The sequence below is a fragment of the Streptomyces sp. NPDC023541 genome, assembly GCF_055559995.1.
This window is the reverse complement of the sequence record NZ_JBVHJO010000006.1, coordinates 483,492-509,620: the sequence shown is the minus strand read 5'-3', so window position 1 is coordinate 509,620 and position 26,129 is coordinate 483,492. Positions and strand designations below refer to the sequence as shown.

At 67.9% G+C, this 26,129-nt stretch carries 14 protein-coding genes and 4 pseudogenes; 7 read left to right on the top strand and 11 right to left on the bottom strand.

Annotated features, from left to right (window positions below):
• The first annotated feature begins 58 nt into the window (after nt 1-58).
• Nucleotides 59-949, top strand: a complete 891-nt coding sequence (locus ACZ3X1_RS18520) for a LysR family transcriptional regulator (RefSeq protein WP_467280298.1) — start codon at nt 59-61, stop codon at nt 947-949.
• An 84-nt stretch (nt 950-1,033) separates the two neighbouring features.
• Nucleotides 1,034-1,927 (top strand): LysR family transcriptional regulator, encoded by an 894-nt coding sequence (locus tag ACZ3X1_RS18515; protein WP_467280297.1) that lies wholly within the window; start codon nt 1,034-1,036, stop codon nt 1,925-1,927.
• A 495-nt stretch (nt 1,928-2,422) separates the two neighbouring features.
• Here the strand turns inward: ACZ3X1_RS18515 and ACZ3X1_RS18510 are convergent.
• Nucleotides 2,423-2,587: pseudogene (locus tag ACZ3X1_RS18510) on the bottom strand (pirin family protein); the annotation flags it as partial.
• Nucleotides 2,588-2,965: 378 nt separating this feature from the next.
• Between ACZ3X1_RS18510 and ACZ3X1_RS18505 the strand changes: the two are divergent.
• Nucleotides 2,966-4,054 (top strand): annotated as a pseudogene (locus tag ACZ3X1_RS18505) (KAP family P-loop NTPase fold protein); the annotation flags it as partial.
• A gap of 1,718 nt (nt 4,055-5,772) precedes the next feature.
• On the opposite strand, the pseudogene ACZ3X1_RS18500 reads toward ACZ3X1_RS18505, so the two are convergent.
• Nucleotides 5,773-6,522, bottom strand: a pseudogene (locus ACZ3X1_RS18500) (PE-PGRS family protein); the annotation flags it as partial.
• A gap of 62 nt (nt 6,523-6,584) precedes the next feature.
• Entirely contained in the window at nt 6,585-7,289 is a 705-nt protein-coding gene (locus tag ACZ3X1_RS18495) for a restriction endonuclease (RefSeq protein ID WP_467280296.1), read from the bottom strand.
• 203 nt (nt 7,290-7,492) lie between these two features.
• Here ACZ3X1_RS18495 and ACZ3X1_RS18490 point away from each other — a divergent pair, with 203 nt between their 5' ends.
• On the top strand, nt 7,493-8,845 hold the full coding sequence (locus tag ACZ3X1_RS18490) for a hypothetical protein (protein WP_467280295.1): 1,353 nt from the start codon (nt 7,493-7,495) through the stop codon (nt 8,843-8,845).
• Between the two features lie 133 nt (nt 8,846-8,978).
• On the opposite strand, the gene ACZ3X1_RS18485 is transcribed toward ACZ3X1_RS18490, so the two are convergent.
• From ACZ3X1_RS18485 to ACZ3X1_RS18475, 3 genes are all read right to left on the bottom strand, one after another.
• Entirely contained in the window at nt 8,979-9,869 is an 891-nt protein-coding gene (locus ACZ3X1_RS18485) for a hypothetical protein (RefSeq protein ID WP_467280294.1), read from the bottom strand.
• A gap of 1,096 nt (nt 9,870-10,965) precedes the next feature.
• Entirely contained in the window at nt 10,966-13,338 is a 2,373-nt protein-coding gene (locus ACZ3X1_RS18480) for a non-reducing end alpha-L-arabinofuranosidase family hydrolase (RefSeq protein ID WP_467280293.1), read from the bottom strand.
• A gap of 477 nt (nt 13,339-13,815) precedes the next feature.
• Complete coding sequence (locus ACZ3X1_RS18475) at nt 13,816-15,366, bottom strand: sigma-70 family RNA polymerase sigma factor (protein ID WP_467280292.1); 1,551 nt, start codon at nt 15,364-15,366, stop codon at nt 13,816-13,818.
• A gap of 356 nt (nt 15,367-15,722) precedes the next feature.
• On the opposite strand from ACZ3X1_RS18475, the gene ACZ3X1_RS18470 reads away from it, so the two are divergent.
• Both ACZ3X1_RS18470 and ACZ3X1_RS18465 read left to right on the top strand, forming a co-directional pair.
• Nucleotides 15,723-18,347: an RICIN domain-containing protein gene (locus ACZ3X1_RS18470; protein WP_467280291.1), complete on the top strand. Its 2,625-nt coding sequence runs from the start codon at nt 15,723-15,725 to the stop codon at nt 18,345-18,347.
• 261 nt (nt 18,348-18,608) lie between these two features.
• Nucleotides 18,609-18,932 (top strand): annotated as a pseudogene (locus tag ACZ3X1_RS18465) (alpha/beta hydrolase family protein); the annotation flags it as partial.
• 39 nt (nt 18,933-18,971) lie between these two features.
• Here the strand turns inward: ACZ3X1_RS18465 and araD are convergent.
• Nucleotides 18,972-19,709: an L-ribulose-5-phosphate 4-epimerase AraD gene (araD, locus tag ACZ3X1_RS18460; RefSeq protein ID WP_362622607.1), complete on the bottom strand. Its 738-nt coding sequence runs from the start codon at nt 19,707-19,709 to the stop codon at nt 18,972-18,974.
• Nucleotides 19,710-19,966: 257 nt separating this feature from the next.
• On the opposite strand from araD, the gene ACZ3X1_RS18455 reads away from it, so the two are divergent.
• Nucleotides 19,967-21,043, top strand: coding sequence for a LacI family DNA-binding transcriptional regulator (locus tag ACZ3X1_RS18455; protein WP_467280290.1), 1,077 nt, complete (start codon nt 19,967-19,969; stop codon nt 21,041-21,043).
• A 146-nt stretch (nt 21,044-21,189) separates the two neighbouring features.
• On the opposite strand, the gene ACZ3X1_RS18450 is transcribed toward ACZ3X1_RS18455, so the two are convergent.
• From ACZ3X1_RS18450 to ACZ3X1_RS18435, 4 genes are all read right to left on the bottom strand, one after another.
• Nucleotides 21,190-22,314, bottom strand: coding sequence for an aldose epimerase family protein (locus tag ACZ3X1_RS18450; protein ID WP_467280289.1), 1,125 nt, complete (start codon nt 22,312-22,314; stop codon nt 21,190-21,192).
• Nucleotides 22,315-22,401: 87 nt separating this feature from the next.
• The gene (gene yjfF, locus ACZ3X1_RS18445; RefSeq protein WP_467280287.1) at nt 22,402-23,424 is read right to left on the bottom strand and encodes a galactofuranose ABC transporter, permease protein YjfF; all 1,023 of its coding nucleotides are present in this window, start codon (nt 23,422-23,424) and stop codon (nt 22,402-22,404) included.
• The gene (locus ACZ3X1_RS18440; RefSeq protein WP_356811803.1) at nt 23,421-24,521 is read right to left on the bottom strand and encodes an ABC transporter permease; all 1,101 of its coding nucleotides are present in this window, start codon (nt 24,519-24,521) and stop codon (nt 23,421-23,423) included. The genes yjfF and ACZ3X1_RS18440 overlap by 4 nt, the downstream gene beginning before the upstream one ends.
• The gene (locus ACZ3X1_RS18435) at nt 24,518-26,077 is read right to left on the bottom strand and encodes a sugar ABC transporter ATP-binding protein (protein ID WP_467280285.1); all 1,560 of its coding nucleotides are present in this window, start codon (nt 26,075-26,077) and stop codon (nt 24,518-24,520) included. The genes ACZ3X1_RS18440 and ACZ3X1_RS18435 overlap by 4 nt, the downstream gene beginning before the upstream one ends.
• Nucleotides 26,078-26,129: the final 52 nt, after the last annotated feature.

The window sequence follows — 26,129 nt, the reverse complement described above, 5'->3', positions numbered from 1 at the left end:
TCGATCATGCAACGTTGATTAAGCCAGGGGTTAACGAACAAGCGGGGCGTGGGGGCGCGTGGAACTGCGCGACATCGAGATCTTCCTGACATTGTCGGAGGAGCTGCACTTCGGACGGACGGCCGAGCGGCTGCACGTGTCAGCGGCGCGGGTCAGTCAGGCGATCAAGAAGCAGGAACGCTCGATCGGGGCGCAACTCTTCGAGCGGACCAGCCGCCACGTACGACTCACACCGGTGGGCGAACAGTTGCTCGGTGATCTGCGGCCGGTATTCCAGAGCCTGAAGGCGAGCGTGGAGAGGGCGCGGCTCACAGCCCAGGGCAAGACGGACATCCTGCGGATCGGCCTGATGGTCACCAACGGCCACGAACTGCGGCCCTTCTGGGACGCCTTCCGTTCGCAGCACCCGCAGTGGGGTCTGCGACTGAGCCACAACGGCTACATGGACCCGTTCGCCCCACTGCGCAACGGCGAGATCGACCTGCTCCTGTCATGGCTCCCGGTCGCAGAGCCCGATCTGACCGTGGGGCCAGTGCTCTTCGACGAGCCCAGGGTCGCACTAGTGGCCGCCGACCACCGGCTGGCCGGCCGCTCGTCGGTCACCTTGGAAGCGTTCGCGGACCACGGTGTCGTGGGGCCGGACGGACTCCAGCCCGAGTACTTCGAGAACGCCTTCGTCCCGTTCTCCGCGCCCAGCTGTCGTGACATCGAACGGAAGTTCCTGGTCACGACGCTGGACCAGCTGTACACGTACGTTGCCGACGGGGAGGTCATCCACCTCCTTGGCAATCAGGTCACCCGCTTCTATGCCCGCCCCGACGTCACGTACATCCCCGTTCGTGACACGCCCCTCCTGCGGTGGGGCCTGGTCTGGCGCTCGGACAACGACAGCCCGATGGTCCGGGCGTTCGTACGCATCGCCCGGGAACTCGGGACGATGTCGCTGTGAGTGACATGCAAGTTAATGATCAACGGCCGACCGTGTACAGCCGGTTGAGGCCAGAGTCAGTGAACAGATGGGGCGTGGGGGCGCGTGGAACTGCGCGATATCGAGATCTTCCTGACATTGTCGGAGGAGTTGCACTTCGGGAGGACGGCCGAGCGGCTGCACGTGTCGCCGGCACGGGTCAGTCAGGCCATCAAGAAGCAGGAACGGTCCATCGGGGCGGAGCTCTTCGAGCGGACCAGCCGCCAGGTCCGGCTCACGCTCGTCGGTCAACAGCTGCGCGACGACCTACTCCCCGTCTACCAGGGGTTGAAGGCGAGCATGGACCGGGCGCGGCTCACCGCCCAGGGCAAGACGGACATCCTGCGGATCAACCTGTTGGTCTCCAACGCACACGAACTGCAGCCCTTCTGGGATGCCTTCCGCTCCCTGAATCCGACGTGCGGGATCCGACTCCGCTACAACGGCTTCATCGATCCGTTCGGGCCGCTGCGCAGGGGCGAAGCGGACCTGCTGCTCGCCTGGCTCCCCGTCGAGGAACCGGATCTCACCGTGGGCCCGGTGCTGTTCGAGGAGCCCCGGGTCGCAGCCGTGGCGTCCGGCCACCGACTGGCGGTCCGGCCGTCGGTGTCCCTGGAGGTGTTTGCCGACCACGGCGTGATCGGCGGGGAGTCACTGCAGCCCGACTACTGGGAGGACGCGTTCATGCCCTTCTTCACCCCCAGTGGCCGGACGATCGAGCGGAACATTTGCTTCGCCACTGATCTGGACTCGCTGTTCATGATCATCTCCTCGGGTGAAGCCGTCCACTCCTTCGCCGCCCAGGTCACCCGCTTCCACGTCCGCCCGGACATTACGTACCTGCACCTCCACGACGCCCCGATGCTGCGCTGGGGCCTGGTCTGGCGTTCGGACAACGACAACCCGATGGTCCGGTCGTTCGTAGCCGTCACCCGCGAGCTCGGCACGATGTCCTTGTAAGGGGCTTTCGGCCAGCCTCACGCACCGACCCCCTGGCCGAGGAAGTGCCGGACATCGGTCGCGAGAGCGGACATCCGCTCGCCGACTTCCAGCCAGGTGGTGACGGCTGCCTCAACACCGCGCTTTGTGAGCTGTCCACAACACAGCTCACCAGCTTCCACGACAGACCGACAGCGGGCTGCGGACTCGAAGGAGAGCCCACCCAGAGCCGCCCGCGGCAGCCGAAGAGTCCGGGGACCAGACCTCTCGGCATGAGGTTCCTCTGCCGAGAGGCGCGCCCACGCTCCCTGTCCAGGAATCTAACTACTCGTCAGTAGAGTCAGCAAAAGGTCGGCATCCGTCCGACCAGACCTGACCACAGCCTGCTTCACATGAGACTCGGCCTCAAGACCGGGAAGCGCCCCCACAGGCCTCGTCGGCGCCCGACGGACCTCCGGAAGCGGAGGGACGGCGCGGCCGCTACACCGGGCTCCACCTTCAGGACATACTCGCAGTTCAGCGCACTCTTCCCCTAGCCTTCAGGCGAGTTGGGGGGAGTTCCGGAGCCGGAATCGGAGCGCCGTCGTAGCCCTTCACCTCGCCGAATCTGGTCCCGTTCATCCAGTCTTCGCGGGCCTTTGCGATATCCTCTTGGGACCGTCCGACCCAGTTCCAGAACAACACGGTCCGCCTCTTCCAGGTGACGACTGTTCGTTCGACTGCATCGTCCGCCGACGGCGCTAGCACATGGGCCCAACAGCTCCACGCCACTGGCCCAACCGCTCGCAGCCGGAAAACCCATGGCGCATCCCCGACGCCAGGCCACGTTCCACGCCGGCTATGGGCACCCAAGCGCATGAAGTGGCACCCCCAACCTGGCTGCCTACCAACGCCCCCTCTTGCTTGGCATCCCACAGCCGCACTGCTCAAGCCCGAGAAGCCGCGAGTAAGACGATTGACACTGGGAGTGCACGCTGCTGTCGCTGGTTCCGGCGGCACTGTATACAACATGACAAGTCTTCTTCAGGCCATGTTGTGCAAGAGTGGGATTGAGGCGGGATGACGCGTGTTGACCGAAATCAGCTGATTGCAGATGACTTGATCCAGGATCGAGTGGTCGCGGACGCACAGCCAGATCCACTGTCGCATGGCCATATAGCCGCACAGCTCCACGACTTGGTGGTGTCAGTGCCATCGCCTACCAACATCGCCCTGTGGGGACCCTGGGGTTCAGGCAAGAGCGGTGTAGCTAACCTCCTGTGCGGGCGCCTTGAGGGAGAAGGGCGACTTCGGTTCGTCCGCTTCGACGCCTTCAAGTACGCGGAGAACCCTCTACGTAGAAACTTCATCAGTGCGGTCGCCGCTGCTCTGGACATCCGTGACGATCGATTTCATGGCGAGCTCTACGGTGGACGCGTCACCGCGAAGCTCGAGTTCGGACGCCGGGACATACGTCAACTTCTGGCCACGTTCGCGCAAATGTTCGGGCAGGTGGTCGGAGTCTTCGTCCTCATCATGCTGCTGCTCGCCTTCGTCAAAGGCGGTCCGGTCCGTCAGACCTTCGTTGATACGGCTACGGAGGCCATAAAGGCGGGCATCGCCCCAGCAGCGCTGTTGACCTCGTTGGCCGTGCTCTTCTCCAGGACGCTGACCCGCAAGCACAAGATCGATGCCGCGCAGAGCGACGAGCAGTTCGAGCAGCTCTTCACCGAGCTCGTTTCCCGGTCCAAGATGAAGCGGCTCGTCGTGTTCGTCGTTGAATTGGACAGGTGCGCTCCGGCCGACGTGGTCGCCACCCTTGACGCCCTGCGTACGTTCTTGGGGGTGGATCGGTGCATCTTCATCGTGGCGGCCGACCAGCAGGTACTCGAAGAAGCGCTTACTCGGGCATTGTCGCAAGCGACCCCCGCCGACACCGTCAATCCCTACTACAGCAGCGGTAGCGGATACCTGGGCAAGGTCTTCCAGTATCAAGTGAGTCTGCCTCCCCTTCTGGTACCGCAGGTCACCAGCTTCGCCGCAGGTCTCGTACGCGGGCGTGGAGGTGTGTGGAGCAAGGTCGACGTGGACCTGATCGTCACCATTCTGGTCCCCTCCCACGTCCGCAGTCCCCGCCGGGTCAAGGCCCTGCTGAATACCTTCGCACTCACCTACAGGCTTGCCGAGCAGCGGGCTGCGGAGGGTCTGCTGAAGACCGATCCCGCTGCTCGGGCCGAGGAGATCGCAAGACTCGTTTGTCTGAGGGTGGAGTTTCCCCTGTTCGCACGGGACTTGTTGCTCGACCATCGATTGTGCGACTACGTACTCATGCTGGATACCGATCGCAGAGCGGATCTGGGGCCATTCGTATCGGAGCAAGTCAAAGAAGCCGCCCGGGGATACGCAGGGCTCACCTCACAAGTGGACCGGCAACTCAGCGTGGACTCGTCCGAAGAGGATGCTGCCGCGGTCCGCAAACACCACGGCCGGCAGCTCGTGGCATATCTGCAGCGCACGAGAAGCCTGTCCGGACCCGGGCGCGACCTCATCTTCCTGCAGACCAGCGGCAGCGTCTTCGGGCTGCCGGCAGCCCTCGCCGAAACACTCGAACAGCATGCTCAGAACGCCGACCTGAGGCCCCTGCAATCCGCCGTTGCCGACCTCTCGCCCGAGGACCGTCCGGCCGTACTTGCCCTGCTGATACAGCAAGCGCGTGAAGCCATTGGTCTGGAAGCTTGGAACGTGGCTCAGGCGGCACTGGCCCTGTGCGGCGACGAGAGCATCCCCATTGAGGCGATCGCCGACTCGGCCATCGAAGCCCTTGCACCCTCCCTGGTGGGCAGCCCACACGCCCTACCTGATGAGGTGCTTCCCGGATGCTGGCGGCTTGCGCGGTCGAGCGACCGCGTTGCCGCTCGCGGGATCCGCAGCCTTGTCCTTCGCCACTCCAGCCTGGATGAGAACACGGCCTTGGCAGCCTCGCTGCTGCGCCACATGTCCGACGCGTTGGCTGCAGATGCGGAGCGGGTTCAGGAGCTGGTCTGCGCCCATCTGCTCAGCGACGACCGTGACCCACTGGTCTCGGTGCTCACCGGTCTCCGCTCAGCCGAGGCCGGACAATTGATGGATGTGGTCGGTCCCGCACTGACGAAGGACCTTCGGGCCGCATTCGAAGCCCACGATGCATGGAAGGCGACGCAGGCAGCGTCAGCTGCTGGGGCCGCGTCCGAAGCTGGCGAGGAGGAACCACCACTCCCCGACATTGCCTTGGAGGCGCTGGACGCGATCTTGGAACATTGGTCCGACGCCTCTCCCAGGGCTGCGCACGCTGTTGCCCGTCTGTTGCTGCATCTCGACCGCCAGACGGGCAGAGAGGCTGTGGAGAAGCACCTGGAGCACCTCCCACAGGTAGGGGACACCGCCCTGGCCCGGGTGATTCTGTCGAGCATGAACCGGCGGCCACTGTCCACCTGGCCGATGTGGCTAGGTGTCCTCGATCCCTGTCTCGACCTCCAGAACGTTTACGACCAGGTCACTCCTCTACTCGCCAAACTGTGGAGCGAGGCGAGTAAGAGCACAACCCCACCTGCGGCCGATACCGTCAGCAAGGTTGCGGACGGCTGCATACGCCTTTTCGGCGACCGGGCGGCCGACCAGCACCCGGACATCACGCCACTCGTCCTCGAGTCTCTGACCACAGCGACCACCGACGCCGAAGCAGCGGAACTGGCAAGACTGCTCGCCGCCTCGCGGCCACTGAACGTAAGTGGCCTTCTCAACCGCAGCGCACTCCTGCGCCACTCCGTCTCCGCTCTCATCTCAACTCTCACCACAGACAATCTGACACCTGCCGTGGACGGCGACCTATTGACGTACGTCGATGCCGCCAGCGCCTTCACGGCCCGCTCGACCAGTTCCCCGAGTCGCAGCACCTCCGCCCTCAGGGCCACCAGTTCGTCGTGGCGCTCTGCCTTCTCCTGTCCACACCACTCCCGCACCGTGCGCAGGGCTTCCTTCTCCGCGTCCAGCTTTCGGTCGTCCCGACGCTGGTGGCCGTACCAGGAAGATCCGTCGTGCTCCTCTTCCATGGATCGTTGGCGCTGGTCGACCTCCGGGAGGATCTCCTCGGCCAGCCGGTGGGCGACCTGGCGTGCGATCCGCTCGGTGATCGGCCAGCCCGCCAGGGAGCAGCCTTTTCTGTCCTCGTGGAGCATGGGGTCGTCGCGCAGTTGGGCAGCGTCCATGCCGACGAGTGGCGCGGTCTCGTCGAGGTGCCCCAGCTCCAGGGCGCCTGCGTCGGCCACCGCCTTACGCAGGCGTAGCCGCCCCTTGGGTCGGACGAAGCCCAGGATCATCCGGGCCGCCTCGAATTCGGCGCTCCCCCGCACTGCCCTCGATGCCTCGGTCAGAGCCAGCTCCGCCGCGTCGTCCGCTCGGAAGGAGTCGACGTCAGCCCAAAGGGCGAGCAGACAGCCGGGACTCACCCATTCCTGGAGGCCGGCCGCGTCACCATCCAAGAAGCGCACGTGGATGCTCCCGGATCTGCCGCCGCCTACTCGGACGATCTCCACTCGGCGCAGTGCACCACCCAGTTCCTTCGGCCTTGCTCGATAGGCCCAGTGCTCCCCGATCTCCATGGGTCCATTGAGCCAGTCCGACGACGTCTGGAGGCCGTCAACGGCAGAATCCGCAGCTCCGGCTATCCGTACGTCTTCTTTCGGCGGGCTCGGTGTTGGCGGTCTCCCTGGCCGGAGCCGTTGACAGAGGCGAGGGCGGACAGTGCGGCGCCGTTGTTCCACAGGCCGAGGTGGTCGCGGTGGACGGCCATGACGCCGTTCTGCACGGCGCAGCGCTCGGCAGGGCCGCTGAAGTAGGTGGTGGTCACGAAGATCGCGACGTCGGCGCCGAAGTGCACTTGGGAGCCAAGGAGGTTGCGGACCTCGCTGTTGGAGATCTTCCGCTTCGGGTTGTAGCGCTTGCACTGGATCACCAGGGTACGGCCGTCGGGAAGCCGTCCCCGGACGTCCGCGCCGTCGTCGTGCGAGCGACCGACCCGGCGCACGTCGGTGCATCCGTCCCGTCGGCACAGGCCGGCCACGAACTCCTCGAAGTCCGTTCCGTCCATCGCGTCGATTTCGGCCAGGGTCCGGTGGCCAGTGATGACCGCGTCCTCGTGACGCCACCTCCGGTCACCGCTGCGGATGAGCCGGTCCGTCTTCCACAACCACCAGCCTCCCGCGGTCACCGCCCCAATGACCAGAGTCCCGACGAGGTAGGGCCAGATCGCGGCCCACGACGACGTGAGCACGCCGAGGACAGCGATTCCTCCGACGGCTCCCGCAGCGAGCCGGTCGTCCCTGCGCTTACGCCGGGACGACCGGCGCTTCGGCTTACGAGCTGCCACCCGTTTCCTCCCCCTGGTGTCGGCCGCCAGTGTGGGTGAGGAACTGCGCAGGCGTAAGAGCGCCTGTTGGCCATGGCTCACTCTCCCAGCAGCAGGGCCTCGAAGCAGCAGCGTGCCTACGTACGCCCTGTGCGCGCCCCTGTCCCGCTGCATAGCTTGCGATGTTGGTCTGTCACACCCGAGCGAGCCGTAAGGGGAACAGGTTGAAGCCAGCCGCTGACGTACTGAAGGAGCTCGTCCAGCCCTCCAACATCTCCGCTCATTCCAGCACCGGGCTGGTCGGCAAGGTCGATGAGGCCGCCGCCGAGGACGACAAGGCCCGCGAGGAGAAGGAGCTCGAAGAGCTCCGGCGCAAGTCGGGTCTGCGCCCCATACCGACGAAGGAGCTGGACCGGACCGTCCAGCTCACGCCCTGGGACGTCTTACACACCCTCGGCCAAGCCATCGCCCTGTCCCGGCGAGGAGCCAGCCGCGGGCTCGCGGAACACTGGGGCTGCCTGAAGTACAGCCAGGCTCTGACCGGCGGCGCCGAGTCCTTCATGACGCTCTCGGCAGAGGGCCGGGAGACCGCGGACTACTACAAGGCGATCCAGTCCGGGGAACTCGGCACCGGCTTCGCCCTGACTCTCGCCCGACAGCTCCTGGGCCGCCGATACCCGGATCACTCGATCTCGATCGTCCCCGCCGACACCGCGCTGCGAGCCGGCTGGGCCCTCACCAGCCGTGACTCCGGGCCGCGATCCGGCTACCGCTACCGGCCACAGTTCTTCGCCGAGGTCTGGAAGCCCGGCGAGCCGTCGTTGGCCATCCCGATCGCCTGCAAGGGCAATCACAGCAACGCCGCCACGTCGCACACCCAGCTGGCGTCCGCCTCCGCCCATGTCGAGGCAGTCCACATCGGCGCATGGAACCAGACGCCGGCCTTGGTGTTCAGCACGGAGCTTCCGACCGAGGGCCCACTCACGGTGCACGCCTTGCAGGCGCGCGGAACCGGCGGCCAGCTGAGCGGCGCACCGGACGCCCCCGACAACCACCTCGATCAACCCGTCGACGACGAGAACATCTACCCGGGAATCCAACGCCCCCACGAGGGCGACGACCCGCCAGCGCCCGAGCCGGGGTTCCACGTCCAGCCCGAGCACTATCCGTGGTTTCGGCGCGTACTCGCCCGAACCGGCGCCGCCGGCCTGACGGCCTTCGCCGGAGACGGCACGGCCACCGCGCAGTACCTGACCAAGAGGCAAGGACAGCGCCACTTCACAGGCCTGATCCATGCCGCCACCGACAGCGTCCAAGACGCATACGTACAGCTCCACGGCATCGACTTCGTCGGCACCGATCACGTCTTCCGCCTCAACAGGACACGGGTCGAGGCGTTCTCCGGAGTCGCGAAGGACCTCTTCCACCATCTCGAGAACGGTCAATTGGAGCGGTACCGCACCGAGGTCCACGCCCAGCGGAAGACATGGCCGCTGCTCGGATGGGACTCGAAGTGGGACGGCCCCGTCTCCATCCATCAGGACGGCTCCGTACTCGCGATGCGCGTACTGACCTAACCCTGCCCGGGCAGGTGTGATGGTGTCGCGCCCGGGTGCACTCGGGCGCGACACCCATCCATCGCCGCCGGTGTGAGTGGGAGCGAAAGGGCTCCGATCCGGAAAATTGATGGCAGCTCACGGGGCCCGTCTGTCAAGCGTCCCGTCGCTCCTCGTGCCCGTCCAGCTGCACACGTAGCCGCTCCGCCTCGGCCTCGGCCCGGCGCAGTCGGCGCTCCAAGACAGCGCGAGCCCGCGGCGGGTTTTCGGGCTTCGGCGCCTCATTGCGTGGAACGAGCCAGCCCACGCGCTGATACGCGACAATCGCGCGAGCATGGGGACACGTATGGCAAGACCGTTCCGGCCTCGGACGCGGCCAGCCTGCCGCCAGCATCCGGCGGGTGTGCTCACGTTGGTGTTCGGATTGAAGCATCGGGTCTGAATCCCAGACCTGCTCGAATTCCTCGATCATCTGTTTCACCCTTGTGGCCTCGGCCAGGCGCGGCCCATCATCGGGTTTCCAGTCGAGGGTTGGCGCTACGACCTCTTCGACGTGTCCGCAGGCCAGCGTCACCTTCCAGAAGGCCGACGTGTGTGCTTCATCGTGGCGGATCACGGCCCACACGTCGGCATCGGCCCATTCGGGGGGTTCTGCCGGGTCCGCGGGAAGGCTCACCTCTTGCCGGTCGCCCCACTCAATGATGTCGCGGTAGGGGGCATCAGCGGAATCATCGTGTCGGCAGTACACCTGTCCCGGCGGCAATGCTTCACCGTCCCCGAGGCCACGCCACTTCCTTTCGCTCGGCGGGGTGCAGTCGTCCGGTGTCAAGAGCTCCTTGAAGCAAGCGCAATCCAGCTGAACCCGCCAGCGGTAGTACCCGTCCGGGTCCGGTGCGAAGAACGGCCACAGCACCGGAGGAATCCCTCTGCGGCGATCGGAATTGAATTTCTCGTACTCGCGCAGGATGTCCGTGCGCCGCTTCGCCCGGCCGGGAAGCCGGCGCGCTACAGCGGGTGGGTGCGCACCTACCGCGGGGTCGGCCATGTTCGAGTCCTCTCACCCAGTGGAAACACTGCTGCCGACGCTAGGAACCTTGAGATTGGCCTACTGCGGAAATAGCGCTCGCTTCCCCTGAACGAAGGAGAGGAAGTTGCCGCCGCCGTACTCCACACCTTCGTCATCCGATGGATGACTGCACCGGTGCCGCTGGCGGGTGAGGCCAGGCGCGGCCCCAAGTACGTTGGGCTCCACGTGACAGAGGCCGTCACGGCGCGCCGACAAGCCCCTGCGCCAGCAGTATGCGCGACCGCCCGGCTGCTGTGCCTCCATGAACAACCCAAGAGGCTGATGCTGACCGTTTGCTGACCAAAGCCCCGTCGCCACGCCGTTGACCTGCGGAAACGCCCAGATGTCAGATGTAGGACTTGAACATGGTACGAAGCATGAAATACTCCCGATATGTCTGCTCCCTGCCTGCTTCGCGCAGGTCAAGGGCGGTCCTGGCAGCCTACAACCGTTCGCAGGTGCGGTCAGCTCTTCCCAGGTCTTTCAGGACTCACGCTGACCGATTGCCGGCCCTCTGCTTCGACGGCAGCGTGGGATCAGCGCCTCTGGGCCTGCTGGTCGCGGAGTGCACAGGCGCAGCAGACGGGGCACATACCGGGCTTTCACTTCCATACGTGGAGCGCGAGCAGCGCAGCACTGGTGACCTGAGTCAGCACGCCTGTGCACGGCCTTCCGTACGCGAATGGTCATGGCATCGAGGTCCACCTCCTTCCGCCGCAGCTCGCCTGCCGCTCTGGACGCCTCGGGCCGTGGGCGCCGAGGAAGCCCCTCAGCCGCCACCGGATGCCGATCGCCTCGGCCCGCGCATCGACCTGTGTCACCGTCGCGATCTCCCGCTCCGGAGCAGCCTCTTCCCCGGCGCCCCTGACCCGGCGCCGGTGTCCGCGGTGGCGTCGTAGTGCTTCGGTCCGTACCCACGATGAACGTCCACGAAAGAGAGGAACCCCAGCCGACGCACGGCTGGGGTTCCTCGAGGTGGTGAGTATCGGTCAGCAGGTGGAGTTGCCCGTGCCTAAACCGCTCGTCTCCGCACTGGCAGGCCGCCCCGAATCGCGATCACCGTGGATCGGGCAGGTCAGCGCTGCAGAGTGAGGACGCCCGGCCGGTATGGCAGTTGGTCGTAGGGGCCGCCCGCGGTGGGGGACTTGCCCTGGTAGAGGAACTGCAGGTTGCAGGGGTCGATGGTCATGGTCTGGTCGGGGTTGTTGCGGACCAGGTCACCGTGGCTGATGTCGTTGGTCCAGGTGGCACCGCTGTTGGCCTTGCCCGCGAAGGGGTTGCTCTCGCTGGCGGCCTGCGGGGTCCACGAACCGCTCAGGCTGGAGGCCGTGAACGAGCGGAAGTAGCGCCCGTTCGCACCCTTCGCCTCGACGATCATGAGGTACTGGTTCTGGCCCTGAACCTTGTAGACCTGCGGCGCCTCGAACAGGTTGCTCTCCGAGTCGCTCATGATCGTCGTGTAGGACGAGCCGAAGTTGCCCGGGAAGTTCCCGATCGGCATGCTCGCCCGGTAGATCTTGCCGTTGTCACCGGCGAAGAACAGGTACATGTTCTGGCCGTCAGCGATCAGGGTCTGGTCGATCGGGCCGGTGGGGGAGTCGGTGCGGGGGATGCTGCCGGTGAACAGCGGCTGCGGAGCGGACCAGCCGTTGGGGTTGGTGGGGTCGCTCGACGTGCGGTAGATGAAGGGCCACTGACCCCATTGGTAGGCGAGGACCCAGATCTTCTTGGGCGCGAAGTAGAACAGCGTGGGCGCCACCGCGGGCTGGCTCATCGCCTTCTGCCCGGCGGACCCCATGTCCGACCAGTTCGTGAAGGGACTGAACGTCATCGAGCCGTACGACGATCCCGACGTGTTCGACGCGTAGACCAGGTGCTTGCCGTTGTACACCACGTTGGTGAAGTCCTTCAGCGAGCCCCACCCGTTCGCCGGCTGCGCCAACGCACCCGTCGACGTCCACCGGTAGGTCGACGGAAGAGCACACGTGCCGCCCGGCGGCGCGGGCGTCGTCGGGGTCGACGTCCCGGACAGGCCGGTCCACTTCTGGTTGGTGCCGGACCAGCAGGAGTGCAGCTGGATCTTGGTGCGGTTGGCGGTGGCCGCGCCGACGGCGTCGAGGCACAGCCCGGACTGGACGCCGGCGATCGTGCCGTTGGTGTTGATGTTCCACTGCTGGCCGGCGCCGCCGTTGCAGTCCCCGATGACCACCGCGGTGCCGTTGCCGGTGCCGTTGGCCATGGCCTCCAGGCACTTGTTGCCGTAGATCATCAGTTGCTTGCCGGAGGTGTGGGTCCAGCGCTGGTTCGTCTGCCCGTTGCAGTCCCACAGCTGCGCCTGGGTGCCGTTAACGGTGGTGAAGCCGTTGATGTCGATACAACGACCGGAGGCGACGCCCTTGATCGCCCCGGTACTGGTCCCGCCGGTGGTACCGGTGGCGGCCTTGAAGGCGTTCATGACGGCGGTGTGGGCGGCCTTGGGGTTGCCGTTGTTGTCGAACAGCAGGGGGCTTTCGCCGCTGCGCCAGGAGTCGCTGTCACGGATGCCCCAGACCGTGATGCCGGTGCATCGGGCCACGGACAGGCAGGCCTTGACCGTGTTGGCGTAGTGGGTGGCCGACGCCCGGGCGATGTCCAGCTCGGTGATCTGGACGTCAACGCCCAGGGCGGCGAAGTTGGACAAGGTGGTCTGGAAGCTGGACGGCGGGCCGTCGGTGCCGAAGTGGCTCTGGAACCCGACGCAGTCGATCGGCACGCCGCGGGACTTGAAGTCCTTGACCATGCTGTAGACGCCCTGGGTCTTGGCGTCCGACCAGTTCTCGATGTTGTAGTCGTTGTAGCAGAGCTTGGCCGAGGAGTCGGCCGCCCGGGCGGTGCGGAACGCTTCCTCGATGAAGCCGTTGCCCAGCACGTTCTGGAACACGGAGCTGCGGTGCTGGGTGGAGCCGTCGGCGAACGCCTCGTTGACCACGTCCCAGGCGTAGATCTTGCCCTTGTAGTGGTTCATCAAGGTGGTGATGTGGTTGTTCATCACGCTGCGCAGCGTGTTCGCGTCGCTGATGGAGCTGACCCAGGACGGGAGCTGCGAGTGCCAGACGGGGGTGTGGCCGCGCAGGCGCTGGCCGTGCGCCGTGGCATGGTTGACGATCTTGTCGGCGGGGCCGAAGTTGAAATTGCCGCGGGACGGTTCGATGGCGTCCCACTTCATCTCGTTCTCCGGGGTGATCATGTTGAACTCCCGGTCCGAGATCGCGGTGTACTTCGAGTCGCCGAGCCTCCCGGCGGCCACAGCGGTGCCGAAGTACCTGCCCGACGGGGCCGCCTGCGTACCCAGGTTCGCGGCTCCGGCCGAGCTGGGGAGGAGCGTCACGACACCGGCTACCAGCGCCGTGGCCGACAGTCCTATCGTCAGTGTCCGGCGACGCCGGCCGAGCCGGTGCAGGCCCTTCATGATTCTCCTCGGGGGTCACGGGTCACCCTGGGTGCCGTCATCGTGCGCGCATCGGCCGGTGCGGCCTGATCCGCCGCGGGGTGCGTGCGGTGCAGGACGTGGCGCCGTTCCTGCGTACCGGTCGCCCGGGGTTCGTGGGTGTGTCGCGTCATGGGAGGGGCCTTCTTCAGGAGATACGTCAACGGGAGAGTCGGGGAACCTCCCACGCCGGCACGCATGGTGAGCGGCGGGAAAGCGCCCCACGATATGGAGGCCTCCGAACTCGCGGTCTCGTAACAAAAAAGTCGCGCTGTCCGGACGATTGCTCGGTGATGCATCTCGCAGGCAAAAAGCGTTATGCCCGGCCGCGCGGCCTGGTCGTCCCTGTGGGAAGGGCGCGCTGCCCTGATCACCGGCTCACTGCCGGGTGGAGAACTGCGTGGTGCAGAATCGTGGTGCAGGATCACCGGCTGTCACTGCGCGACTCGTTCCCCATGCTCAAAGAGGGGTGGCCCAGGCCCTGCGCACGATGAAGGAAGCCTGGCCGGCGAAGGCCCGAGTGCCGTCGGAGCCATCGAGCCAGATGCCACCGTCGCGGTGGCGGAGGACCGATCCGGGATAGTTGTGCGCGTGCAGGGTTACCGACCCGGCGACCGCTCCGGGTTGCGGACAGAAGGTGGCGTCTTCACGGAACAGTTCGCTGCCGTCGTTGGTGCTCAGCCGTAGCCGCAGGTCTCGATGGCGCAGATAACGGCCGTCGGCGGCGCGGAAGGTGACGCACCGTGTGTCGGCCAGCCCCTGGATGACCACGAAGGTGACCCGCTGCCGTGTCTGCGCGCTGCTGGACGCGGAGACTCGGCCGAGCGTCGCGAAGTCGGCGGCATACGTGAGGTACAGAGCGGGGTCGTCGACGGACTCCAGCGACTGTGCGCCCAGCGGAACAGTGGCTGGGACGGCGGACGGACTCACCGGGGACGGTCCGTCCGGCGTGGTGGTGCGCGACGGGACCGGCGCGGGACGGCCGACGGTGGGAGCGGCGATGACGCCGGGCTCCCGATGCGCCGGTTCGGGCCAGGTCGCGTAGGTGGCGGTCCCGGCGATGAGCACCGCGCCGGTGGCGAGGCTCACCAGCGGTTGAGCGGTCACCGCGTGGAGTTTGCCGATCAGCGCGCTGTGCAGACTGCCTCCCGCCGTCGCCGTGCCGGCGGCGACGTGCGCCGTGGCCAGCCCGGCGGCGCTCGCGGCCGTACCCGACAGCAGGCCCTTGGCGGCCAGCGCCGCGATGAGTCCGGCCGGGACGGTCAGCGTCGCGAGGCTGAGGAGCAGTAGTTCGGCCGGAACCCGTTCTGTCGTCGTCGCCGTGCAGACCGGGCAGTCGCGGGTGTGCCGCGCGATCCGCTTGCGCCACACCGATGCAGGGAGACCGTCCCAGCCGACGACGGTCTCGTCCAACTGCCGACAGCGCGGGTCGGCCTCCAGCGCGGCGACGATCGTCCGGCTCAGTTCCAGCTGCTCACGCATGCGTTGCAGGCGTACTCCGACGTGGGGAACAGTGAGCCCCGTCGCAGCCGCGATGTCGTCACGACTCAGCGAGCCGGCGCATTCCTGCCACCACAGCGACAGCAGCACCCGATGGTCCGGGTCGAGCCACCGGCCGGCTTCGACAACCTGGCGGCGCTGGTCCGACGCATGCAGACGCAGGATCGTCACGTCCTCGAGTTCGGCGCCGGCGTCCGGTATCTGGAGTGCCTCGTCGATGACCGTGGTCCGGCCGGCGAAGGCGCGTTGCCGCTGCCAGTGGGTATTGATCTGGCGGAGCGTGATCGACACCAGCCAGGACCGGAAGCTCTCCGGGGCACGCAGGGCAGGCAGGTCGCGCACCACGCGCAGCAGGGTTTCCTGGACGACGTCGTCGACATCGTCATGTCCGCTCAGCGCTCGTCCGACGATGTTGTAGAGCAACGGCAGGTACGCGGCGATCAGCTCCTCGCGCGCCCGATCGTCACCAGCCTGCGCCGCGACGACCAGCCCCGCGTGGTCCGCATCCATGAGCCCCATTCCCACCTCCCTGAGGGGAGCGATCCGCCGAGCACGGCGCCACACCCTAGTGTCGGCAAGGGTATGCGGCCAAAGCCTGTGCCTTGGGTCACTGTGACGTCCCTGTTCCCGCCGCCGGTCCACCCGGGTTGACGTCGGGCGCAGACCCGGCAGCAGGACCGCGGTCAGCCAAGCCCGCTCGGCAACGAGTGCTCTGGTCAACGCCCACCGCACCACGAGGTGACCTGAAAAAAGTTCCCGGCTCAAGGCAACCCTTTGCGGGGCCTGTGACCACAAGGAGTCGGACCCGGCCGTTGCGGTCGCTGGATCCACCATTCCCTCTGGTGGCATGCAAGGAGAAACCCCCCATGAAGAACCCCACGAACGGCGGGCGCCGCGGGCGTCACCGCCGGCGCTGGACCGCGACCGGTCTGCTGCTCGGCCTGCCCGCCGTCCTCGTGCCGTACCTCCTGTTCGTGCAGGAGGACTCGCAGGCCGCGACGGTCGACGGCAATGCCTACTACAGGCTGATTTCCGTACGCAGCGGGAAGGTCATTGACGTCAACGCCTTCTCGACCGCCGATGGCACCCGCATCCAGCAGTGGACCGACCAGAACACCGCCAACCAGCAGTGGAGGCTGAGACCCACCGGGGACGGCTACTACGAGCTGGTGAACCGCAACAGCGGCAAAGTGCTGGGCATAGCGGGCAATTCGACTGCCCAGACGGCCGCCGCCGAGCAGCAGACCGACAGCTCCTCCGCCTCCCAGGAGTGGCGGATCGACGATGTGAGTGGTTCCGACGCCGTCACCTTCACCTCCCGCGGGAGCGGCCAGGTCCTGGACGTCTCCGGAGGCTCCACGGCCGACGGCGCGGGAGTCATCCAGTATCCCGGCAAGGGCAGCACCAACCAGCAGTGGAAGCTGGTGAAGACGGCCGGGACCCAGGCGGTCGGCGCCGGACCGTACACGTGGAACAACGCACAGGTGGTGGGCGGCGGTTACGTCACCGGGCTGGTGTTCAACCCGCGCGAGAAGGGTCTGCTGTACGCGCGCACCGACATGGGCGGCGCCTACCGCTGGGACGTCGCGGCCGAGCAGTGGCTCCCGCTGACCGACTGGCTCGGCGAGAAGGACTGGAACCTTCTGGGCATCGATTCGCTGGCCACCGACCCCGTCGACCCCGCGCGGCTCTACCTCGCGACGGGCACCTACACCAACGACTGGGCGGGCAACGGCGCGATCCTGCGCTCCACGGACCGGGGCCGCACCTTCCAGCGCACCGACCTGCCCTTCAAGCTGGGCGCCAACGAGGACGGCCGCGGGGCGGGCGAACGACTGGCGATCAACCCCGCACAGAACGGCACCCTGCTGCTGGGCACCCGCAAGAACGGCCTGTGGCGCAGCACCGACCACGGCGTGACATGGAGCCAGGTCTCCTCTTTCCCCGTCAAGGACGGGGCGAGCAGCGGCGCGGGCATTTCCTTCGTGACGTACGGCCCGGCCGGAAGCAAGACGATCTACGTCGGGGTCGCCGACAAGTCCACCTCCCTGTACCGTTCCACCGACGGCGGCAGCACCTGGCAGGCCGTCTCCGGGCAGCCCACCGGCCAGATGCCGCAGCACGGCGTGTTCTCCGGTGACGGCTCGCTGTACCTGACGTACGCCAACACCGTCGGACCCAACGGCGCGACGGCGGGTTCGGTCTGGAAGTACACGCCGGCGGGCGGGGCGTGGAAGAACGTCTCCCCGTCCAGCGGCAGCCACGGGTTCTCCGGTCTGGCCGTCGACCCGCAGAAGCCGTCCACGGTGATGGTCACCACCCTCGACCGCTGGTGGCCCGAGGACGAGCTCTACCGGAGCACCGACGGCGGCACGACCTGGAAGGCGCAGGCCGCGAAGTCGGCGAGGAGCGCCTCCGCCGCTCCTTATGTCGGTACCGGCATCGGGCACTGGATGACTGCCCTGGCCATCGATCCCTTCGACTCCGGGCACGTGCTGTACGGCACCGGCAGCGGCATCTGGCGCAGCAAGGACGCCACCGCCACCGACAACGGCGGCACCAGCCACTGGGCCGTGGGGGCGCGTGGCCTGGAGGAGACCGCGCTGATGGACGCGATCGCCCCGCCCGGCGGTGCCACCGTCATCACCGCCATGGGCGACCAAGGCGGTTTCCGCCACGACGACCTGACCAAGGTGCCCGCCGGGCGGCTGGGCAACCCGATGATGACCAACAGCACCGACATCGACTTCGCCCAGTCCAACCCCTCGGTGATGGTCCGCGTCGGCCGTGGCGGCGCGCAGGACGGCGCCTACTCCACCGACGGTGGCAGCAGCTGGAACGGCTTCAAGGCAGAGCCGGTGGGCAGCGCCGACAGCGGCCACATCGCGCTCGCGGCGGACGGCTCCACCATCGTCTGGACCCAGGCCGGCCAGGCCCCGTACCGCTCGACCGACAAGGGGGCGAGCTGGTCGAAGGTCAGCGGCCTGGGCGCCGGCGCCGTGGTCGTCGCCGACCGCTCCTCGGCCAAGACCTTCTACTCACTGGCCGGCGGCACGCTCTACGCCAGCACCGACGGCGGCGCGACCTTCACCGCCCGCGCCGCCAACCTGCCCGCCGGCCGGCTCACGGCCGTCCCCGGCATCGCCGGGGACCTGTGGATCAGCGACGGTGCCAGGGGGCTGCTGCACTCCACCGACGGCGGCCGCAGCTTCACCACGCTCCAAACGGTGCGGTCCGCCTCCGCCCTCGGCTTCGGTAAAGCCGCGCCGGGCGGCGCCTACCAGGCCCTGTACCTGATCGGTACCGTCAAGGACGTCACCGGAGTCTTCCGCTCCACCGACAAGGGCGCCACCTGGCTCCGCGTCAACGACGACGCCCACCAGTGGGGCAGCATCGGCGGCGTCGGCGTCATCGCCGGCGACCCCGACACCTACGGCCGCGTCTATGTCGGCACCAACGGACGCGGCCTCCAGTACGGCGACCCGTCCTGACCCCACCGCCCGAGCGGTGCCGCAGGCACGCAACGGCCTGCGGCACCGCCATGGCTCAGCGACCTCGCCTCGTCCTGCACGAGCTCCCGTGGCTGTGCGGACGATGCGCGTGCCGAGGCGGCGAGGGTGGACCGCGACGCCTGGTACGTCCTGGTCAATCGCAACCGCGGCAAGGCGCTGGACGTCTATGGCGTGTCCACCGCCGACGGCGCGCTGGTCAGCCAGTGGGTGGACGCGCAACGACGGAGCCGACCAGCAGTGGCTGTCGCGGTCGTCTCCGGCGGCCAGATCAGCGGGTGCAGCGGCGGCACCCAGCCCATCGCCTGCTTCGGAATCCACGGCATCGGCGACTCCGTCCTCAACGGCGCGCAAGGCCGGTCCCCGCGCGACGGATTCGTCAGCAGCAACGGCTGCACTTCCCAGAGCCCGCGCGAGCCCGCGCGGGCAGCCGGACGCACGTCACCACCACCTACTCGGGCTGCCGCGCCCGGGTACCCGGTCCAATGGGCCGCGTTCGACGGAGGCCACATGCCCGGTCCGGTCGACGGCTCCCCCAACGAGAGCGGCGTCGCGACCTGGACCAAGGTCCGCAATGTGCGCGCGGCGCCGAGGCGGTGCCCGGCCTCAGGCGCCCGGGGAGTGCAGGGTGTTGCCGTAATAGGCGTCCGGTCCGTGCTTGCGGGTGAAGTGCCGCTCCAGCAGATGCCTCGGTGGTTCGGAGGCGTCCCCGAGTCGGGACCCCAGCGCCAGCGTGTGCAGCGCCATCTCCGCCACGGCCTCGCAGACGATGGCGTTCTCCAGCGCGGCCTTCGCGGTGGATCCCCAGGTGAAGGGGCCGTGTCGTGAGACGAGCGCTCCGGGGACCTCGTCGGCCCGACGGGGGTCGCCGTCGAGCCGGGCCACGATCACCTGTCCGGTGTTGTACTCGTAGTCCTGCGCGCACTGCTCGGCGGTGAGGTCCGCCGTCACGGGGACGGGCCCGTTGAAGGTGTCGGCGTGTGTCGTGCCGAGGACGGGGATCGGGCGGCGCGCCTGGGCGAAGGCGACGGCGTGCGCCGAGTGCGTGTGGGTGACGCCGCCGATGGAGGGGAAGGCCCGGTAGAGGCACCGATGGGTTTCCGTGTCGGTGGACGGCCTGAGGTGCCCGTCGACGACCCGCCCGTCCTCCAGTGCCACCACCACCAGGTCCTCCTCCGTGAGGTCGGCGTAGGAGACCCCGGACGGCTTGATGACGAAGACGCCGGCGTCTCGGTCCACTCCGCTGACGTTTCCCCAGGTGAGGGTGGCCAGACCGGCCTCCGGAATGCGCAGGTTGGCCGCGAGGACCTCGCGACGGAGGTCCTTGAGGATGGTCTCGCTCACTACGCTCTCACCGTCTCTCCGACATGCGCGGCGGCTTCTTGGGACCGGCGCCCGGCAGGCCCCGCAGTCGCGCATGAGTGGGCTGGACTGTTCGGGGGCCGCGCTAGGCATCGCGGCTGCGCGACCGCAGCCGCCCCTTCAAATTGTGAGCGCTAACAGTCAAGAATCTCAAGAGTTGCGTGAATTTTCCTGCCCACAACATGTTGTCACCGCTGCATAATGTGAGCGCCAACATCGATACCAGGGAAGGCCGCTCGATGAGGAAAGGAAGAGAGTTGACCCAGCTCCCAGACGTCTCGCGAGCGCCCACGATGACGGACGTCGCGCGCGTCGCCGGCGTGTCCCATCAGACCGTTTCACGGGTGCTCAGCGATCACCCGAACGTCAGCGCCAAGACCCGGGCCGCAGTGACCCAGGTCATCGAGCAGCTGGGGTACCGCCGCAACTCGGCAGCCCGGGCTCTGGCCACTCGCCGGACCCACACGCTGGGCGTCATCGCGGTGAACACCACTCTGCACGGGCCCGCCAGCACCGTGGCGGGAGTGCAAGAGGCGGCTCGGGACCGCGGCTACCTGACGTCCGCCGTCACGCTTCGGACCGCCACGCAGACAGCCCTCGCCGAAGCCATGCAGCACCTCGCCGGGTGGGGCGTGGAGGGGATCGTCGCCGTCACTCCCCAACGCGCCGCGGTGCGGGCCCTGGCCGCATTGGAAGCACCGTGCCCGGTGGTCACCGTGGAAGGCGGACACACCCTGGACCTGCCGGGGGTGTCGCTGGACCAGAACCTCGGCGCTCGCATGATCACGGAGCATCTTCTCGCGTCGGGCCACACCACCGTGTGGCACGTCGCAGGCCCTCCCGACTGGCTCGAGAGCGAGGCCCGCACACAGGGGTGGGAGGACGCGCTACGAGATGCCGGCGCCGATGTGCCGCCCCTGCTGCGCGGCGACTGGAGTCCGCTGTCGGGATACCAGGCCGGCCAGCAGCTCGCGGGTCGGGTCCTGGCGTCACGAGGGCGGGGAGCGGGCCTCACCGCGGTGTTCGTCGCCAACGACCAGATGGCCCTCGGTGTCCTACGGGCCTTGCGGGAAGCGGGCCTGCGCACGCCGGAGGACGTGGCGGTCGCCGGCTTCGACGACATCCCCGAGGCGGAGTTCTTCGCGCCCCCGCTGACGACGATCCGTCAGGACTTCGCCTCGATCGGCCGGGACAGCATCGGGCTGCTCCTGGACCACATCGAAGGCCGTACCGACGAGTCGACGCACCTGGTGGTGGCGCCCGAGCTCATCGTGCGCGCCAGTACGGCCCGCAGGAGCGCTCCCCCCAGCGCATGACCCCGCCCGGGGGTTTCCCTTTCCCCGTGGCAAGCCGGGCCCCCGGCACCGATGGCACGTCGTACGAGGAAGGTGCCGCGGGCGCGAAAGCCGCCGTCCGGTGCCCCTGCGGCACCGGACAGCGGATACGGCCGGCGCCGCCCCTCTCAGGCGGTGGCCGTGGTGAAACTGTGGATCGTGGTGGACCGGTACAGCTCACCCGGGCGCAGGAGGACCGTCGGGTAGTCGGGGCGGTTCGGGGAGTCGGGGAAGTGCTGGGTTTCCAGCGCGACCCCCGCGTAGGCACGGTACGGCCTGCCTCCCTTGCCCGTGATGTCACCGGTCAGGCCTTGGGCGGTGTAGACCTGGATGCCCGGTTCCGTGGTGCGCACGTCCATGCGGCGGCCGGATGCGGGGGCGTACAACACGGCGGCCTTCCGAGGACGAGCTCGCCGGGCGCCGTCGAGGACCCAGTTGTGGTCGAAGCCACCTCCGCCGAGAGCCAGTTGCGCATCCGTATGGGTCAGGACGTCGCAGAGCCGCCGGTGCCGGCGAAGGTCGAACGGCGTGCCGCTGACCGGGCGGTGAGGGCCGTCGGGGATCAGGGCGGCGTCGACGGGGGTGTAGAAGGGCGCCTCTACCTGGAGGTGGTGGGACAGGACGTTGCCGCGCCCCTCTCCCTTGAGGTTCCAGTAGGTGTGGTTGGTGAGGTTGACAATCGTCGGCGCGTCGGCGACCGCCTGGTACGACAGGGTCAGGTTGTCGTCCCGGTCCAGCGCGTAGGTGACGCGGACGTCCAGGGCACCGGGGAATCCCTGGTCGCCGTCGGGGCTGTGCAGGAACAGGCCGACACCGGTGCGGTGCGTGGAGTGGAAGGGTTCGCACCGCCACACGCGCTGGTCGAACCCGTCGGGACCGCCGTGCAGCGTGTGCCCGTTCTCCTGGGTGGCCAGCCGGTGGGTGACGCCGTCCACGACGAGCCGGCCGCGCGCGATGCGGTTGGCGTAACGGCCCACCGTCGCACCGAAGTAGCGCGCGGAGCCCTCGAAGGCGGCGGGGTCGCGGGCGGCGAGCACCACATCGGCAGTGTGGCCCCAGCGGTCCGGCAGGATCAGGGAATGGAGGCGGGCGCCGCGCGAGAGGACCTCCGCGCGGGCCCGGCCGGGGAAGCCGAACCGCCACCTCTCCCCCGTTCCTTCATCGGCCGTGCGGAGGGGACGGCCCGTTCGCGGACCGGTGGCAGTCCGCCTGGGCTCAGCGGCCTGGTCTGCGGATTCATATACGTGTTCCATGGCAGTGTTCCCAAGCTGTGATCGCGGCACTCGAACGCGGCGGCACGGACTGATGGCTGCTGGGCTGATGGGCAGCGGAGCCGGGGGTCAGTCGGCGGCAGGGCGGCGTCCACTCATCAGACGTTGCAGCACGATGAACACGAGCAGCAGGGCACCGATGACGATCCGGGTCCACCAAGAACTGAGCGTGCCCTGGAAGTTGACGACCGTCTGGATCATGCCGAGGACGAGCACGCCGAGGGCGGTGCCCAGGACGAAGCCGGAACCTCCTGTCAGCAGCGTGCCGCCGATCACGGTGGCGGCGATCGCGTCGAGTTCCATGCCCATGGCGTGGAGGGCGTAGCCGGAGAGCATGTAGAAGGTCAGCAGCAGGCCGCCGAGTGCGGAGCACAGGCCGCTGACGGCGTATACGGCGATCTTGGTGGAGCCCACCGGAAGACCCATCAGGCGTGCGGAGGACTCATTGCCGCCCAGCGCGTACACGTTGCGGCCGAAGCGCGTGTGGTGCAGTACGACGAAGGCGGTCACCAGCACGGCCAGGGCGATGACCACCGGGATCGAGACGAACAGCCCTCCCGGGCCGTACAGCCGGGTCTGCGCGATGCCCGCCGTGGCGGGGTCGCTGATCGTGATGGATTCGGTGCTGATCGTGTAGCAGAGCCCGCGGGCGAGGAACATGCCGGCCAGGGTGACGATGAACGGCTGGATCTCGAAGGTGTGGATGATCCAGCCCATGAGCGTCCCGCTCGCGGCGCCGACCAGCAGGACCAGTGGAATGACGGTGGCCAGGGGCCAGCCGTGTGACTCGACCAGCCAGGCGGTGAGCATGGTCGACAGGGCCACCATGGAGCCGACGGACAGATCGATGCCGCCGGTGAGGATGACGAAGGTTGCCCCGACCGCGACGACCAGGAGGAATCCGTTGTCGATCAGCAGGTTCAGCACGACTTGCGCGGAGAGGAAGCCCTCGTAGCGCACCGATCCGACGCTGAACATGACGACCAGCAGGACGGCCGTGACGATCAGGGGGATACGGGTGCGGGTGCGTGGGGACACGGTCGCGAAGGGGCGGGTGAGTTGCGTGGCGGCGTTCGCGATGCCGGTACTCATGCGCGTACCTCCTGCTGCTGCGGGGCGGCACCCGCCGTGGTGTGGGATCGGGGAGTGGTTGTCCTGCGGCGGCGCAGGACCTTGGCCCGGAAGACCGGGGACTGCACGAGGCAGACGACGATGACGACGAAGGCCTTGAAGACGAGGGTGGTCTCGGGTGGGACGCCGAGGGTGTAGACGGTGGTGGACAGCGTCTGGATGATCAGGGCGCCCAGGACGGTGCCGCCGAGGGAGAAGCGTCCTCCGGTCAGGGCGGTGCCGCCGACGACGACGGCGAGGATCGCGTCGAGTTCGATCCACAGGCCGGCGTTGTTGCCGTCGGCGCTGGAGACGTTGGAACTGATCATCAGCCCGGCGATGGCGGCGCACAACGCGCTGAAGACGTAGACCAGGGCGAGCAGACCGCCGGCGCGGATGCCGACCAGGCGGCTGGCGGCGGGGTTGCCGCCTACGGACTCGATCAGCATGCCGAGTGCGCTGCGACGGGTGACGAAAGCGGTGAGCGCGACCAGGGCGGTCGCCAGGAGGACGGCGAACGGGAGGGTCAGCCAGTAGCCGCCTCCGATCATCTTGTAGGGGGCGCTGGTCACCGTGGTGATCTGGCCGTCGGTGATCAGCTGGGCGACGCCGCGGCCCGCGACCATGAGGATCAAGGTGGCCACGATGGGCTGCACCCCCAGCCCGGACACGAGGAACCCGTTGGCGAGGCCCAGTACGAGGGCGACGCCGAGCGCGAGGGCGACGGCCGTGAGCATGGTGGCGACGCCGCCGGGATGTGCGGCGGTGGAGATGTGCCCACAGGCGACGGCACCGGCGATGGCGACGGTGGAACCCACCGAGAGGTCGATGCCGCGGGTGGCGATGACGAGGGTCATGCCGAGCGCCACCAGGGTGAGGGGCGCGCCGAACTGGAGGATGTCGATGAGGCTGCCGTAGAGGTGGCCGTCGCGTACGCGGACGGAGAAGAAGTCGTGGTGGAACGCAAGGTTGCCGAGGAGCAGAGCGAACAGAATGAGCGTTGGCCACATCAGGCGGTGCCCGGCCAGTCGTCTCCCGATTCCGCCGACCGCCTTGGACTGGTCAGGCTGGGTGGTCATGAGTCCGCTCCGGTGGCGATGGTCGTGAGGATGCGTTCGGGCGTGACGGTGTCGTCGTTCGTGAGGGTGGCCACCATGCGGTGGTCGCGGAGTACGGCGATGCGGTGGCTCAGGCGCAGGACCTCTTCGAGTTCCGCCGAGATGAACAGAACGGCCGTGTCTTCGCTCGCCAGGCGGGCCACGAGTTTCTGGATCTCCGCCTTCGCACCGATGTCGATGCCCCGGGTGGGTTCGTCGAGGATCAGGAGCCGGGGTGCCGTCAGCAGCCACCGCGCGAGGAGGACTTTCTGCTGGTTGCCTCCGCTGAGGTGGCGTACCTGTGCTTCGGGGTCGGCGGGGCGGATGTCCAGGGCTTCGATCCAGTGTCGTGCCAGTTCGTCCTGTTTCGCACGGGACAGCGGCCTGGTCCAGCCGCGGCCGGCCTGCAACGCGAGGATGATGTTCTCGCGGACCGTGAGCTCGCCCACCAGTCCCTCGGACTTGCGGTTCTCGGAGCAGAAGGCGATGCCTCGGGCGATGGCCTGGCGGGGGGTGCGCAGGAGGACCTTCCTGCCCTCGATGCTGACCTCTCCGGCGTCCGCGCTGTCCGCGCCGAACAGGAGGCGGGCGACCTCGGTGCGGCCCGAGCCCAGGAGGCCGGCCAGTCCGATGACCTCGCCGGCGTGGATGTCGAGGTCGTACGGTTCGATCGAGCCGGTACGGGTCAGTTGGCGGGCCCGCAGGAACGGCTCGCCGGCCTCCCGTTCGGCCGCTTCCTCGCGGGCACGGTCGGACAGCTGGTGGAGGGTGGCGAGTTCTCCGCCGATCATGCGCTGGACGAGTGTCACCGAGGTGAGTTCGCCGATGGCGTACTCGCCTTCCAGGCGGCCGTTGCGCAGGATGGTGACGCGGTCGCAGAGGTCGAATACCTGGTCGAGGAAGTGCGTGACGAACAGGATGGCCACCCCGCGGTCCCGCAGGCGCCGTACCAGGGTGAAGAGTTGGGCGACCTCCTCTCGGTCCAGGCTGGAGGTGGGTTCGTCCAGCACGAGCACCTTCGCCGAGACGTCCACCGCCCGGACGATGGCGACCAGCTGCTGCACCGCCAGGGAGTGCGAACCGAGCAGACTGGTGACGTCCAGGTCGAGGTCCAGTTCCGTCAGCAGCTCAGCCGCCCGCTGCCGCATCGCGGACCAGTGGACGAGACCGAACCGGCGCGGTTCGCGCCCGATGAGGATGTTCTCGGCGACCGAGATGTTCGGGCAGAGGTTGACCTCCTGGTAGACGGTGCTGATTCCGGCCTGCTGCGCCTGGAGGGGGTCCGCGAACGTGTGGGGCCGGCCGTCGACGAGGATGGTGCCGCCGTCGGCGGGGTGGACACCGGTGAGCACCTTGATCAAGGTGGACTTCCCGGCGCCGTTCTCGCCCATCAGGGCGTGCACCTCACCGGGGAAGAGCCGCAGGGCGACTCCGTCGAGGGCGAGCACGCCCGGGAACTGCTTGTGGATGTCCTGGGCTTCCAGGACCGGCCGCGGGCCGCCGGCGTCCGTGGGCCGCGGGGTGGACGGGGATGCCATCCGCCCTCCTCTCATGGGTGGGGTGGTGGAGCGAGCTCCGGTGCCAGGCGTC